This is a genomic window from Proteinivorax tanatarense (genome assembly GCF_040267685.1).
GTDB classification, from domain to species: Bacteria; Bacillota; Proteinivoracia; order Proteinivoracales; family Proteinivoracaceae; genus Proteinivorax; species Proteinivorax tanatarense.
This window is the reverse complement of sequence record NZ_CP158367.1, coordinates 1,802,104-1,817,092: the sequence shown is the minus strand read 5'-3', so window position 1 is coordinate 1,817,092 and position 14,989 is coordinate 1,802,104. Positions and strand designations below refer to the sequence as shown.

The window sequence follows — 14,989 nt, the reverse complement described above, 5'->3', positions numbered from 1 at the left end:
TAACTTTAACTTTATATAAATCATTAAATATTTAATAATTAAAGGGGTGAAAAACTTGGAAAAGAGAAGTTTTAAAGGTGGGATTCATCCTCTTTATAACAAGGAGCTTTCTGAAAAAAAGCAAATTGATGTAATGGATGATCCTAAGCAAGTAGTGATACCGCTACAGCAGCACATTGGTGCTCCTTGCGAACCACTTGTATCTAAAGGAGAACAAGTAATAACTGGACAAAAAATAGGAGAAGCAAAAGGTTTTGTTTCTGCACCTATCCATTCCAGTATTTCTGGTGAAGTAGTTGATGTTAATGAAGAACGTATCACTATCAAAAGTGATGGTGATAATAGGTTTGAGCCTAAAGAAGCTAGAAGTTTAAAAGAAATTTCTAGCCAGGAAATCATTGAGATTGCCAAAGAAGCTGGAATTGTTGGGATGGGTGGAGCTGCATTTCCTACCCATGTCAAAATGAAAGCGCCAGAAGGAAAAAAAATTGATACAGTTATTTTAAATGGTGCTGAGTGTGAACCATATCTTACTATCGACGATAGAATTATGGTAGAACAGCCACAAAAGGTAGTGGAAGGCTTAAAAGCATTGATGAAAGCTACAGGTGCTACTAAGGGATATATTGGGATTGAACTAAACAAGCCCAATGCCATAGAAGCTATTGGCAATGCAATACAAGGTGATTCGTCTGTTGAACTTGTAACGTTAGAGGTTAAATACCCTCAAGGAGGGGAAAAGCAGTTAATTAAAGCTATTTTAGACAAAGAAGTGCCCGTAGGAGGACTTCCTGTCGATGTTGGTTCAGTAGTGAGTAATGTTTCTACAGCTGCTGCTTTGGCTGACGCAATAGAAGAGGGGAAACCTTTGTATGAAAGAGGAATCACAGTTACAGGAAATGGCATAGAAAAACCACAAAATATCATTGTAAAAGTGGGAACGACTTTCAAGGAAGTTGTTGAAGCTTGTGGTGGTTTAAAAGACAATGCTGCTAAAGTAATATCTGGTGGTCCTATGATGGGACGAGCTATAGATTCTTTAGATGACGAATTTATAACAAAAGGCACATCGGGAATCCTAGTCCTTACAGAAGATGAGGTTAGGTTAGTTGAAGAAAGAACCTGTATAAGATGTGCAAGATGTGTTGACGCATGTCCCATGAGCTTGATGCCAAATTATCTTGCAGCTTATTCAAGAAAAGAAATGTTTAAAGAAGCGGAAGAGCTTCATTTGTTTAATTGTATAGAGTGTGGATGCTGTTCATATATGTGTCCATCAAAGATTCCGTTAGTACATTTAATAAGGCAGGGAAAAGCGGAAGTTAGCTCTAAAAAAGCAAAAAAGTAGGGTTTTAGAAGGAGGAAATAACATGAGCAAAAAGTTTGTAGTGGGACCTTCCCCGCATATTCGTAGTCCTAGAGATATAGACTATATAATGTGGGATGTAGTAGTTGCTTTAGTTCCAGCTACCATTGCCTCTATTATAATCTTTGGTTGGGCTAGTGCTATTGTATTGTCCCTAAGTTTAATATCAGCTTTATTTTTTGAATGGTTAGTAGTTTCAAGGAAGCCTAAAATCAGCGCTTTTTTAGGAGATGGGAGTGCTGCTGTGACGGGTCTGTTGTTGGGTCTAAGTTTACCGCCTGCAACTGGTATGATGGCTTCTATTGGGGGTTCATGGACACTTCCATGGGCAGTGCCAATCTTAGGTAGTGCTGTGGCAATTTTGATCGGAAAGCATGCTTTTGGAGGTTTAGGTAAAAATCCATTTAACCCAGCTTTAGTGGGTCGAGGCTTTTTAACATTTTCTTATTTAACTCTTATGACAAATTGGGAGCCTACTGGTACATTTGTAGATACAACCACAGGTGCAACTCCATTACAAGGAGAAGCTGCTACCTTATGGGAGTTGTTTATAGGAACTGTACCTGGTAGTTTAGGTGAAACATCTGCTTTGGCACTTATTATTGGAGGTATTTATCTTTTATATAAGGGTCATATAGATTGGAGAATTCCAGGAGGTTTTTTAGGTGCTATGGTTGTATTTTCCTTTATTCACACCGGTTTTGCAGGTGAGTTTGAAGGTTTAGTAGGATTTTTATCTGCAGGACTAGATGAAGCATTATTTCAAGTGCTTTCGGGTTCAGCTTTAATGGGTGCTATTTATATGGCAACCTGTTATGTTACTAGCCCTACTACGAAAAATGCTAGGTTGATATACGGAATAGGTTGTGGCTTAATTTTAATTTTGATTAGGTATTATGCCCAAGCACCAGCGGGATTAACTTATGCAGTGTTATTTATGAATGCTCTAACGCCGATTTTAGATCGACTTACTATTCCTCGTACATTTGGGGAGGTGAAGTAGATGAAAGATATAATTAAAATGATTGCTGTACTTGGTTTAATTGCTGCTGTATCTGCAGGCCTTTTGTCTGCTATTAACGATTTTACGGCTCCAATTATAGAAGAAAATATTGAGCAAAGAAGAAATGAACTTCTAGCAGAAGTAATAGAAGCAGACAAGTTTGAAGCAGTGATGGAAGATGAACCTATAGATGGTGAAGAACCCAAGGAAATTTATAGTGAAGCTTTTAAAAATGGTGATTTGGTTGGATACGTAGTTGAAGTTGCAGCTTCAGGTTACGGAACTGACCCAATAAATATGCTAGTTGGGGTAAATACTGACTATGAAATTACTGGAATTGCTATTTTAAGTCATGCGGAAACTCCTGGCTTAGGTGATCTGGCCTTTGATGATGAATATGTAAAGAAGTTAGAAGGTAGAGACCTAGAGCAAGGGTTTGGTGATATAGATGTAATAACAGGAGCTACTGCTTCTTCAAGAGCGGTAATTACTGGAGCTAGAAATGCTTTGGAAGATCTTACTGAAGCATTAGGAGTTACAGACGAAGTTGTTATAGATCTAGCAGAAATCCCAGATGGAGTATATGAAGGTGCTGGTCAAGGATATGCTGGAGAAATAAGTGTTTCTATAGAGGTTAGCGGAGGAGAGTTAATTAGTGTTGAAGTGCTAGAGCATACTGAAACTGATGGGATTGCTGACCCTGCTCTAGAACAAGTGCCTTCTTCAATGGTTGATGAACAAGAACTTGACGTGGATACAGTAAGTGGAGCAACCGCCACAAGTGAAGGAATTATTGAAGCAGTAAAAGATGCTTTATCAGAGTTTGGTGGAGAAGCTGAAGTTGATATGGACAATCTTGAAGACGGAACTTACGCTGGGGAAGCTGATGGTTTTGGTGGTGTTCTAGAAGTTGAAGTGGTTGTAGAAGGTGGGGAAGTAATTGATATAACTTACACTCACAATGATACTCCAGATTATGCTGATGATGCACTGCCAACGGTAGCACAAGAAATTAAAGAGTTGCAAAGTCTTAATGTAGATACAAGCACAGGTGCTACTGTTTCTAGTGAGGCCTTAGTGGCTGCTGTGGAAGAGGCTCTTCTTCAAGCTAGCGGATCTGCTACTTCTAAAGATGATAGCGATGATGATGCCGAGGAAGTAAGCTTAAATTTAGAAGAAGTTACACTATCAGATATAGATGATGGTACCTATACAGGTGAAGGACAAGGGTTCGAATCTACAATTACCGTAGAGGTTACTGTTCAAGGTGGAGAAATTACAGATCTTACCTTTGATCATGATGATACTCCAAATTTTGCTGATGAACAGTTGCCTCACATAGTAGAAGAAATAAAATCAGAGCAATCTCTTGCTGTTGATATAGAGACTGGGGCCACTTATTCAGCTAGCGGTCTTATTGATGCTGTAATTGATGCTTTGCCTTTAGAAGCTAACTAGGAGGTGAACAAGTTGCTAAATAACTTTTTAAAAGGAATATTTAAAGAAAACCCTGTTTTTGTGCTTTTACTAGGCCTTTGCCCTGCTTTGGCTGTAACTACTAGCGCAGCAAACGGGTTTGGTATGGGTATGGCTACATTAGTTGTGTTGCTAGGCTCAAATATAGTGGTATCTCTTTTTAAAGACTTTATACCCAGTAGGGTAAGAATACCATCTTATATTGTGATTATCGCAACTTTTGTTACTATGGTAGATATGTTTATGGAAGCTTACTTTGTAGAACTACACAACAACTTAGGTCTTTTTATACCTTTGATTGTAGTAAACTGTACTATTTTAGGAAGAGCTGAGGCCTTTGCTTCTAAAGAAAAAGTAATGCCTTCTATAGTCGATGCTTTGGGCATGGGTCTAGGGTTTACTTTGAGCTTAACTGTACTAGGATTTTTCAGACACTTTTTAGGAACAGGTGAACTTTTTGGTGTTCAGCTATTTGAAGGGGCTTTACTATTTTTGCAGCCTGCTGGTGCTTTTCTAAGTTTAGGATTACTGCTAGGAATAGTAAATGCTGTCACTATGAGACGAACCTCTAAACAGTAGAAGGGAGGATATAAATAAATGACTGAATTGTTATCTATTTTTTTTGCCGCTATTTTTGTAAACAACTTTGTGTTAAATCAGTTTTTAGGTATTTGCCCGTTTTTTGGAGTATCTAAAAAAATAGAAACATCTATCGGGATGGGTATGGCGGTTATGTTTGTTATGACCATCGCTTCTATTATCACCTGGTATATTGATAGATTGATTTTAGAAAACTTTGATTTACAATATCTACAAACAATTGCTTTTATTCTGGTAATTGCTTCATTGGTGCAGTTTGTAGAAATGGTTATTCAAAAGGTAAGTCCTACCCTTTATCAAGCTCTAGGTATCTTTTTACCGTTAATAACAACGAACTGTGCTGTTTTAGGGTTGGCTATTTTAAATATTGACCTTGGTTATACCTTAACTCAAACTATCATTCATGCAGTAGGAGCTGCTTTAGGATTCACTTTAGCGTTGGTTGTGCTTGCTGGTATTAGAGAAAGACTAGAATTAACTGGTTCGAATAAATATTTTGCTGGTGTGCCATCAGCGTTTATAGCAGCTGCTATATTGGCAATGGCTTTTGCAGGTTTTGTAATTTAATAGTTACTGGGGGTGTTAAATATGTTAAGCGCAGTTATTGCTTTAGGGTCTATAGGTATTATTTTTGGAGCAATTTTGGCGGGAGCTTCAAAAGTATTTGCGGTTGAAACTGACCCTAAGCTTGATGAGTTAATAGAAGCACTACCAGGTGCTAATTGTGGAGCCTGTGGTTATCCAGGTTGCAGTGGTTTTGCCGAAGGAGTACTTAAAGGTGAGGCACCGGTAGATGGATGTCCTGTTGGAAAGAAAAAGGTAGCCAATGAATTGGCTGACATAATTGGAAAGACCGATATGGAAGCTGCTTCAGATACACCAATGGTGGCTAAAGTAAAGTGTCATGGTACTAGTGAAGTAGCCAAAGATAAATTTCGTTACGAAGGTGTAAAAGATTGTAAGGCAGCAATGCTCATTGATGGTGGACCCAAGGCTTGTAGCTATGGTTGTATGGGTCTTGGAACATGTGAACGAATTTGTCCCTTTGATGCTATAGTTATGGGAGATAATGGGTTACCTATAATAGATCAAGAACTTTGTACTGGATGTAAAAAATGTGTAGTTGCTTGTCCTAAAGATGTCATAGGAATGATTCCACAAGGTTCTGACGTGCATGTTATGTGTAACTCGAATGATAAAGCTAAGAAAGTAATGCAAGTATGTAAAGTGGGTTGTATAGGATGTTCTAAGTGTGCAAAAGCCTGCCCTAAAGATTGTATTAAAATGGAAGATGGGTTGGCAAAGATAGACAATACTATTTGTATTAGTTGCGGAATTTGTGTAAAGGAATGTCCAACTCATGCAATAGAACAGTTATAATAAAAATAAGCGTCCTTAAAATTAGGGCGCTTATTTTTTAGTCTTTATTTAACTACCTATCGTAAATGTGATATAATTGTTTTGCACGATTATTATAGTTAGAGGAGTGACTTTTAGTGAAAGTACTAGCAATCGCTATCAGTGAGAAAAAAGGGGTAAAAAAAACAGTACAACCAGAAGTTATAATTAAAAAAGGATATGGCATTGTAAATGATGCTCATGGTGGGAACTGGCATAGGCAAATAAGTTTGTTAGCCAATGAGAGTATAGAAAAAATGAGACGACAAGGGTTAGATGTAACGTTCGGAAGTTTCGCTGAAAATATTGCTACAGAAGGTATTGAACTTAATAAACTTGAGTTAGGGACAAGGTTAAAAATAGGAGGTGAAGTTGTTTTAGGAGTAACACAGATTGGGAAAACATGTCATGAAAGGTGTGCAATCTACTACCAAGCTGGTGACTGTGTTATGCCTAAAGAAGGTATATTCGCCACTGTTTTAAAAGAAGGTAAAATAAAGCCTGGTGATCCTATAGAAATAATCCCTAGCTATACAGCAGCTATATTAACAGTAAGCGATAAAGGATTTAATGGTGAACGCGTGGATACTGCTGGGCCTGCAGCAAAACTGGGACTGGCTCAAATTGGGATAAAAGTAGAGCAAATGGATATTGTGCCTGATGAGCATGATAAGATAACAGAAAAACTACAAACGTGGGTTGACTCTAACTTATCTATTGTAATTACTTCTGGAGGCACTGGTTTATCTCCAAGAGATATTACTCCAGAAGCTACTCAGTCTTTTGTTGATAAAGAGGTACCAGGAATCATGGAGATGATTAGATCTAATTCTTCAAAATATACCCCTAAAGCTTACTTGACTAGGGGGATATGTGGCATCAGCGACAATACATTAATTATTAACTTGCCGGGAAGTGAAAAAGCTGTAAAGGAAAGTATGGGTATAATATCTCCAATATTAGAACATGCTTTGGAAACCCTACAAGGAAAAACTCAGGATTGTGGACGGTAACTATTAAATACTGTATATAAGAAAGGTGAATTTAATAATGGGAACAATAATGAAAACAACAAAATATCTTGCAGCTTTACTTTTTATGTCTTTAGCTATTGTTGGTTGTAGTTCTTCCAGTGCTGAACTGGAAGTATACAATCACCATTTTTTTGCAATGGATACACTAGTAGAACTTACAGGTCATACAGATGATCCCCAAAAAGCTGAAGAAGCATTTCAAGCCGCTCAAAAGGAAGTAGAACGTTTGGAAAAGCTATTGAGTGCCCATATCGAGGGTAGCGATGTTTATAACATCACAAATAACGCAGGTATTGAACCAGTCAAGGTTTCCGAAGAAACTTTTAATCTTCTGGAAAAAGGCAAGAATTATGGAGAAAAGACAGAAGGAAGGTTTGATATAACCATTGGTCCATTACTAGAAGCATATAGTTGGAGTAATCAAGTGGTTCCGTCGGAAAAAGAGGTAGAGCATTTAAAAGAACTGGTGGATTATAATAAACTAGTTTTGGATAATGAAAAAAATACTGCTTTCCTAGAAACTGAAGGTATGAAACTAGACTTAGGTGCAATTGCCAAAGGTTATATTGTTGATAAAGCAGCAGAAGAAATGATGGAACACGGAATTAAATATGGGTCTGTAAACGGGGGTGGAGATGTCTATTTAATGGATAAGCCTGATGGCACACCATGGCGTATTGGTGTGCAACACCCTCGTATGGAGAGGGGAAACTTTATAGGAGTTGTAAACACAAACTCTAATTCTGTTGTTACTTCTGGTGATTATGAACGTTACTTTATGGCGGATGATATTCGGGTTCATCACATAATTGATCCTAAAAAAGGTTACCCATCTCAAAAAATTCAATCAGTAACGATTTCAGCTCCTAATGCTACAATAGCAGACACTTTATCAACAGCATTATTTAATTATGACCCTGAACAAGCTGTTGATTTTGTTGAAGAGATTGATGAAGTAGAGGTTTTAATTGTAGATTCAGAAGGAAATGTATTTAAAAGTTCAAACATGAAAGAGAAGTTTCAACCTAATCAGAGCTTAGAGTAGTCCATTAGGAGTGTGGTTTAATGAAAAAAGGTGATTTAATTTTAATAGGTATAGTTTTAATTCTTTCTCTTTTTGGTATAGGGATGTATTATCTATTTCTTTCAGGCCAAGAAGTAGAAGGAGCGCGAGTTATCATTGAACAAGAAGGTGAAAAATGGGGTAGTGTACCTTTATTTGAAGAAGATAGGTCAGAAGAAATTGTTTTTAACGGTCCTGTTGGTGAAACTGTTGTTTTGCTTGGTGAAGACTATGTGACTGTAAAGCATTCAGACTGCCCTGACCAAATATGTGTAAATTTTGGCAGAGCAACGAGGCCTGGACAAAGTATAACATGTTTACCCAATAGGGTATTTGTTAGAATTGAAGGTGGGGAACAACCAGATGTAGATTTTTAATAACAATTTAAGGGTGAGGAAAATGCAAAAAGGTTTTGTAAAGCAATTAGTTTTATTATCGTTGTTTATAGCTATGGCAACAATCCTTACAATTATTGAAGGGAGAATAGCCCCTTTAGCTTCAATATTTATGGGAATGCCTGTAAAGCTCGGTTTAGCCAATATATTTACCTTAACAACATTAAATATGTTTGGCTTGAAAAGTGGCTTTGCAGTAGGTGTAATGAGGGTAATCCTTGCCTCTTTATTATCTGGGAAATTTTTAAGCCCTGTTTTTTATTTAAGCTTAGGTGGTGCTATAGTTAGTACTTTAAGTATGGCAATTGCTATGAAATTGTTCAATAAACATTTGAGTAATATTGGGATAAGTATAATTGGAGCCATAACACATAACTTAGCTCAAATTGCCGTTGTGATTTATCTACTAGATACCCGTTTAGCTGCTATTTCACAGCCACTTTTAATAGCTCTTGCCATTCCTACAGGAATTTTTGTTGGGATTTCCACAAACTTTATTACAAAGGCATTAAATGGCGCTAAAATAGCAGGAAAATAAAAAAGAATGTGGAATAACTAATAAATGTGGAACAACTAAATTCAAACAATTTAAAATTTACTAAAGGCGGGAGAAGATGAGAAATAGTGCTTTAAATCCATTTTTATTGATGTTATTTATAGTAATAGGAGCAATGCTGGGTAATGTTATTGCTTTAATTTTAGGGGATGCTATACCATTACTAGGAAAAGGGCAGACAGTAGGATTAGATACTACTACGCTTGATTTAATGGTTTTTTCTTTAGATTTTGGTTTTAAAATAACTTTAAACCTAGCAAGTATAATTGGAATTTTTCTATCGGTAATTTTTTATAAAAAGTTTATTTAAAAAGGAGATATATCCTACTATGATGGTTTTAGCTTCAAAATCACCAAGAAGAAAAGAAATTTTAGATAAACTACCTGTGGATTACAGGGTGATAAGTTCAGATATGGACGAAAAAAAAATAACAGCTGATAATCCTGTAAAGTTAAGTAAAAAGTTAGCCGAAGCAAAAGGTTTAAAAGTTAGTAATAACTCAAAAGAATATGTGTTAGCTGCGGATACAGTAGTAAGCTTTAATGGAGTTACCTTAGGAAAGCCTACTAACTCCGAGCATTGTAGAGATATGTTAATGAAGTTATCGGCTAATAAGCATCAAGTTATCACAGGTGTTTCTCTTTGCTTAAATGGTGATGTGGTCTATACCTTTCATGTAATAACCTGGGTATATTTTCGACCACTGTCAAATAGCCTAATAAACTGGTATATTTCTACTAAAGAACCTTTTGATAAAGCCGGTGGGTATGGTATACAAGGAAAAGGTGGAGTTTTTGTAGAAAAACTTGAAGGATGTTTTTACAATGTTATGGGACTGCCCCTTAGTAGAACAGCAGAGTTACTTGGACACCATGGATTAATTGATTGGGGCAAGTAATATTTAAGGAGTGGTGTCGAGTGACTCGAAACTATACTTTAAAGGATTTGCCTGATGAAGAAAAACCAAGGGAAAGGCTGCTGAAGTATGGGAGCCAATCTCTTTCTGATTCAGAATTACTTGCAATAATTTTACGAACTGGAACAGCTGGAAACTCGGTTTTAGACCTTGCTAGAGATTTATTAACTCAATTTAATGGTTTAGAAAACTTGATAGAGGCTGAAGTAGAACAAATTTGTGAAATAAAAGGCATAGGGTTTGCAAAAGCTATTCAAGTAAAAGCATCTTTAGAGTTAGCTAAAAGAGGAAGGGGAAAAATAGCTGGGCGTTATAATGGGCCTATTACTTGCCCTGATGATGTTTTTGAGGCGGTTAACCAGTATATAACAAAAAGACAGGAACACTTTATTGTGTTATTATTAACAACTAAAAATACAATTATTTCTCTTGAGGAAATTTCCAAAGGTGGGATAAATATTGCCAGTGTGTTTCCTAGGGAAGTTTTTAATAAAGCAATTATCAAAAATGCTGCTAGACTGATTTTGTGTCACAACCATCCTAGTGGTGATCCAACCCCAAGCCCTGAAGATATTGCAATAACAAAAAGGCTAGCCAAAGCTGGAGATGAATTAGGGATAAAAGTTCTTGATCATCTTATTGTAGGTCAAAATGGATATGTAAGTTTAAAAGACAAGGGCTTGTTTTAGGGTAAGGGGTGATGAAATTAGATAAATTTTCTTAAATTGACAAAAAAAACATTACAAATTAAACTTAATTCATATTAAAATATAGATAGCTTATAATTTGAAGGGAGAATGACAAAGTGTTTAACTATTTTTCAAGCGACATAGGTATAGACTTAGGAACAGCTAATACATTTGTATATGTAAAAGGAAAAGGTATTGTGTTAAGAGAGCCTTCTGTTGTTGCAATTCAAAAAGGCAAAGAGAAAGAAAGAGTGTTAGCTGTTGGGGAAGACGCTAAAAAAATGATTGGGCGTACACCAGGGAATATTGTGGCTATTAGGCCCATGAAAGATGGTGTTATTGCAGATTTTGATATAACTCAAGAGATGCTTCAGTACTTTATAGGGCAGGCCTATAAAAAGAACGTCTTAAAAAGAAAGCCAAGGGTTGTTGTTTGTGTCCCCTCTGGAGTTACAGAGGTGGAAAAAAGAGCTGTGCAGGAAGCTACGGAACAAGCAGGAGCTAGGGAAGCTCACTTAATTGAGGAGCCTATGGCTGCTGCAATAGGGTCAGGTTTACCTGTTGGCGAGCCAACAGGTAGCATGATAGTAGATATTGGTGGGGGAACTACTGATGTTGCCATTATATCTTTAGGTGGAATTGTAACTCATCGTTCTATAAGAATTGGTGGCGATGAGATGGACGAATCGATTGTACACTATATTAAAAGAAAATATAACTTGATGATTGGCGACAGAACTGCAGAAGATGTAAAAACGACAATAGGCTCTGCTTATCCTGATGAAGGAAATGAGACTATGGATATAAGAGGAAGAGACCTTGTAACAGGTCTTCCCAAAAATCAATCTATAACAGTAAACGAGATAAATGCTGCCATGAAAGAACCTATTACTGCAATTTTAGAAGCAATCAAAATCACCTTAGAAAAAACTCCACCGGAGTTAGCCGCTGACATTATGGATAAAGGTATTGTTATGACTGGTGGGGGAGCTATGCTAAACGATTTGGATCGCCTAATTTCAGAGGAAACAGGTATGCCAGTGATGGTCGCAGAAAACCCACTAGATTCAGTAGTTTTGGGAGCGGGTAATGTTTTGGATAATCTAGAACTACTAAAAAGGGTATCGTTAGACTCAAGACCTGCACGATAAGATAAGTTTTAACTTTGGGGAGGAGGAACTAATGCATAATATTCAACCAAAATATAAGAAAATATTAAATTTAGTAGTGGTATTTGTTATATTAAGCCTGTTGATGAGTTGGTCTACTAACAATCCTACAAGAGTATCCTTTATTGAGAAATCTATCAACCAGTTAGTTCTTCCCTTTCAAAAAACCATGACTTTTGCTAGTAATTTGACCAGAGATACATTTAATTTTTTTGTTGATATCCGAAATGTTTATCATGAAAATAAACAGCTTAAAGAAGAAGTGGATAAACTAAAACATCTTAAAGTTGAGGTAGATGAAATAAAGCAGGAGAATAGTCGTTTAAATGATTTACTAGAACTTCATCAGTCACATGAGTACACAACCACGCCTGCAAGGGTTATATCTCGAAGCCACCAAGCATGGTACTCTACTATTACAATTGACAAAGGCAGTGCCCATGGGATTGATGTGGATATGCCGGTGGTCACAAATGCTGGGCTTGTTGGGAAAGTAGTGGAGGTATCCAGCAATACTTCTAAAGTAATGCTAGCCATCAGTCCAAATAGTAGTGTAAGTGGTCTTGTTCAAAGAAGTAGAGATAATGCCTTAATCACTTCTTATAAAGAAACTCTAGGATACCTACAAGCTAGTAGGATGTTTTATGATGGGGATGTCAAAAAAGGAGACACTATTATAACTTCCGACCTTACAGGTGTTTATCCAAAAGGGATTGTAATTGGTGAGGTGGTTGACTTAGTTGATGACCCTAATGCTGTGGAAAAAACCGCAATAATTAGACCCTCTGTTGACTTTGAGCGACTGGAGGAAGTATTAATAGTCACTGATTATAAACATGCTACGGAAGAATTAGAAGGTGAAGAATAATGGGTGGTTTAATTTCGATTATTATAATTTTACTTTTAGTAACTATTCAGGGCAGTTTTCTGCCCTTGTTTTCTATCAATGGCATCGTTGCAGACTTATCTCTAGTTTTTTTAGTGCTTTTGTCTTTACAAAAAGGAAATGTGTATACATTGCTGCTGGCCATATGGGCAGGATTTTTACAGGATGTTGTTTTATTAGATTTTATTGGTATCCATATAGCAGCGAAGTTGTTTACATGCTATATCATTATTAACTTTAAGGATTATTTTTATAAGGAAAACTTGCTTATGATTTTGTTGAGTTTGGTTTTTGCGACTTTTATACATCAGTGGGTTATGCAATTTTTTATGGTCTTTTTAGATGTGGTTAGTATTAGTTTCTATGATGTTTTAACTAACCAGTTTGTTCCATTATTAATTCAAAACTTAATAGTGATGATTTTGTTTTATGTACCATTAAAAAAGTTGATTAGTGATAAAAATTTTTACCAACTGTAAAAGAGAGGTAAGGGTTATGGCGGAAGTAAAGTCAAGTAGAATTAACGGTATTATGTTGGGAAGCTGTATCATTGTTGCGATATTAATTATTCGTTTGGCTTTTTTACAAGTAATTCAAGCGGAAGAATTAAGTGCAAGAGCAGATAGGAATAGTCAAAGATTTATATATGAGCCTGCTCCTAGGGGTCTTATTTTAACAGCAGATGGTGAGGTGGTTGCTAATAGTAAGCCTAGCTATGATGTTCGAATTAATTTTATTAACCCTGAAGAGCAAGATAAAGCATTTGATTTTTTAAGTAATTTTTTCGATTGGGATGATGACACTGAAAAGAGAAATAGAGAAAGGTTAGACACTCACAAACGATTTCACGAGCCAGTAGAATTAGAGGGTGCCAGAAACATTCAAGATCAGGAAACGCTATTTGCTTTAGAAGAAGAAATATGGAAATATCCTGCCATCGAAATAGTAGCTAATCCAGAAAGGAATTACCCTCAGGTTGATATGTTTCCACAGCTTCTAGGTGGAATCAAAAGTGATGGGTTGCCTAGAGGTATTGAATTAGACGAAGAAACTCAAACTTTTACAAATAGCAAAAACACTTTGGAAGCTTACTGGAATGATGACCTGACCGGGGAAAAAGGGTATACTCTTTGGGAGGTTGATGGAAATAGTAGGCCGATAAACGTTGTAGAGAGGCAAGAAGCAATTCCTGGCAATAATCTTGTTTTAACTATTGATTCTGAGTTACAAAAAAACACTCAAAAAGCCTTAGAAGAGGTAATAATAAAAGAGCAGGAATATCAATTAAATGATAACAACAACTATGGGGTTATGAGAAACGGAGCGGCAGTTGTAATGGATGTTAAAACAGGGGAAGTGTTAAGTATAGCTTCTTACCCTACTTTTGATGCAAACAGATTGAACCGGGAATATAATCAATTAACCATGGAATTCCGAGAACTTGACGAAGAATTAAATAAAAAAGGGACTGGTGGTGCACCAACTACCAATTGGGAAGTTTTTAGGCCTTTGCGTTGGAATCGTGGAATTGGATCAACTGCTAAAATGTTAACATCGATTGCAGGTTTGGAAGAAGGAGTTATTACACCATCTACTACTTATTTAGATAGAGGTGTATACAACCCTCAAGATGAGCCCGGCCGTCCCTCAATTTCAAACTTTAACAACAGAGCTTTTGGCAGGGTGAATCTCTATGAGGCGATGACTGTTTCATCAAATGCATATTTTCTATGGGTCACCGAACAATTGGCAGGAAACTTTCGCGACCAGATGGAAATTTTAGGCCATTACTCTTCACTTATGGGTTTGGGAGAAGGTTCTGACTTAATTGGAGTTAGGGATGAGCCAGGTACTGTTTTTGATCCTAACAACCAAAGTGCGTTAAGTTTTACTATAGGTGCTCACAGTACAACAAGGTTTAACCTTATGGAAATGGCCAATTATATTGCAATGATAGCTAACGAAGGTGTACAGTATCGTCCTCGCTTAGTACAGAAAATAACAGATACTGAAGGAAATGTTTTAGAAGAATTCGAGAAAGAAGTTTTACGAGAGGTTTCAGAAGATGAAATTTCCACAGATACCTTTCAAGCTATAAAGGAATCAATGAAAGGTGTTACTAAATACGGTTATCATGGAAATAGAAATGGAACAAGTGCCGCGTTTTTTCATCACATGGATATTGATGTAGCTGGGAAAACTGGTACTTCTCATGTTGGTACTGCGTATTCTCATGCTTGGTGGACGGGGTTTGCACCATATGATGACCCAGAAATAGCGGTGATTGTAATGCTGGAGCACGGTAGAAGCTCAACGAATGCTTCACAAGTTGCTAGCATGATAATTGAAGATTACTTTTTTGGTGACGAAGAAGATTTAGAAGACTTAGACCGAGATGAGAATGATGAAGATTAGAGTATAAACTAGATGTAACCGG

General features: G+C 36.7%; 17 protein-coding genes. All 17 read left to right on the top strand.

Annotated elements, in window-relative coordinates:
• Positions 1-55 precede the first annotated feature (55 nt).
• Positions 56-1,348, top strand: a complete 1,293-nt coding sequence (gene rsxC / locus PRVXT_RS09025) for an electron transport complex subunit RsxC (protein WP_434064290.1) — start codon at positions 56-58, stop codon at positions 1,346-1,348.
• A 22-nt stretch (positions 1,349-1,370) separates the two neighbouring features.
• Entirely contained in the window at positions 1,371-2,369 is a 999-nt protein-coding gene (locus tag PRVXT_RS09020; RefSeq protein WP_350342553.1) for an RnfABCDGE type electron transport complex subunit D, read from the top strand.
• Complete coding sequence (locus PRVXT_RS09015; RefSeq protein ID WP_350342552.1) at positions 2,370-3,827, top strand: FMN-binding protein; 1,458 nt, start codon at positions 2,370-2,372, stop codon at positions 3,825-3,827.
• A gap of 12 nt (positions 3,828-3,839) precedes the next feature.
• Positions 3,840-4,424 (top strand): electron transport complex subunit E, encoded by a 585-nt coding sequence (locus tag PRVXT_RS09010; protein WP_350342551.1) that lies wholly within the window; start codon positions 3,840-3,842, stop codon positions 4,422-4,424.
• 18 nt (positions 4,425-4,442) lie between these two features.
• On the top strand, positions 4,443-5,012 hold the full coding sequence (locus PRVXT_RS09005; protein ID WP_350342550.1) for an electron transport complex protein RnfA: 570 nt from the start codon (positions 4,443-4,445) through the stop codon (positions 5,010-5,012).
• Between the two features lie 21 nt (positions 5,013-5,033).
• On the top strand, positions 5,034-5,825 hold the full coding sequence (gene rnfB, locus PRVXT_RS09000) for an RnfABCDGE type electron transport complex subunit B (RefSeq protein ID WP_350342549.1): 792 nt from the start codon (positions 5,034-5,036) through the stop codon (positions 5,823-5,825).
• Between the two features lie 116 nt (positions 5,826-5,941).
• A complete protein-coding gene (locus PRVXT_RS08995; protein ID WP_350342548.1) occupies positions 5,942-6,856 on the top strand; it encodes a molybdenum cofactor synthesis domain-containing protein in 915 nt (304 codons plus the stop codon).
• Between the two features lie 37 nt (positions 6,857-6,893).
• Positions 6,894-7,922 carry an FAD:protein FMN transferase gene (locus PRVXT_RS08990; RefSeq protein ID WP_350342547.1) on the top strand — a complete coding sequence of 343 codons (1,029 nt, stop codon included), beginning with the start codon at positions 6,894-6,896 and terminating at the stop codon, positions 7,920-7,922.
• Positions 7,923-7,942: 20 nt separating this feature from the next.
• Entirely contained in the window at positions 7,943-8,317 is a 375-nt protein-coding gene (locus PRVXT_RS08985; RefSeq protein ID WP_350342546.1) for a NusG domain II-containing protein, read from the top strand.
• Between the two features lie 22 nt (positions 8,318-8,339).
• Positions 8,340-8,873, top strand: a complete 534-nt coding sequence (locus tag PRVXT_RS08980) for a Gx transporter family protein (protein ID WP_350342545.1) — start codon at positions 8,340-8,342, stop codon at positions 8,871-8,873.
• 76 nt (positions 8,874-8,949) lie between these two features.
• Positions 8,950-9,201: a DUF4321 domain-containing protein gene (locus PRVXT_RS08975; protein ID WP_350342544.1), complete on the top strand. Its 252-nt coding sequence runs from the start codon at positions 8,950-8,952 to the stop codon at positions 9,199-9,201.
• A 19-nt stretch (positions 9,202-9,220) separates the two neighbouring features.
• Positions 9,221-9,790, top strand: coding sequence for a nucleoside triphosphate pyrophosphatase (locus PRVXT_RS08970; protein WP_350342543.1), 570 nt, complete (start codon positions 9,221-9,223; stop codon positions 9,788-9,790).
• A gap of 20 nt (positions 9,791-9,810) precedes the next feature.
• Positions 9,811-10,497, top strand: coding sequence for a RadC family protein (gene radC / locus PRVXT_RS08965; protein WP_350342542.1), 687 nt, complete (start codon positions 9,811-9,813; stop codon positions 10,495-10,497).
• A 116-nt stretch (positions 10,498-10,613) separates the two neighbouring features.
• Entirely contained in the window at positions 10,614-11,648 is a 1,035-nt protein-coding gene (locus tag PRVXT_RS08960; protein ID WP_350342541.1) for a rod shape-determining protein, read from the top strand.
• A 31-nt stretch (positions 11,649-11,679) separates the two neighbouring features.
• Positions 11,680-12,534, top strand: coding sequence for a rod shape-determining protein MreC (gene mreC / locus PRVXT_RS08955; protein WP_350342540.1), 855 nt, complete (start codon positions 11,680-11,682; stop codon positions 12,532-12,534).
• Positions 12,534-13,031 (top strand): rod shape-determining protein MreD, encoded by a 498-nt coding sequence (gene mreD / locus PRVXT_RS08950; protein WP_350342539.1) that lies wholly within the window; start codon positions 12,534-12,536, stop codon positions 13,029-13,031. Before mreC ends, mreD begins: the two co-directional genes overlap by 1 nt.
• A gap of 16 nt (positions 13,032-13,047) precedes the next feature.
• Positions 13,048-14,967 (top strand): peptidoglycan D,D-transpeptidase FtsI family protein, encoded by a 1,920-nt coding sequence (locus PRVXT_RS08945; RefSeq protein WP_350342538.1) that lies wholly within the window; start codon positions 13,048-13,050, stop codon positions 14,965-14,967.
• The last annotated feature ends 22 nt before the right edge of the window (positions 14,968-14,989 follow it).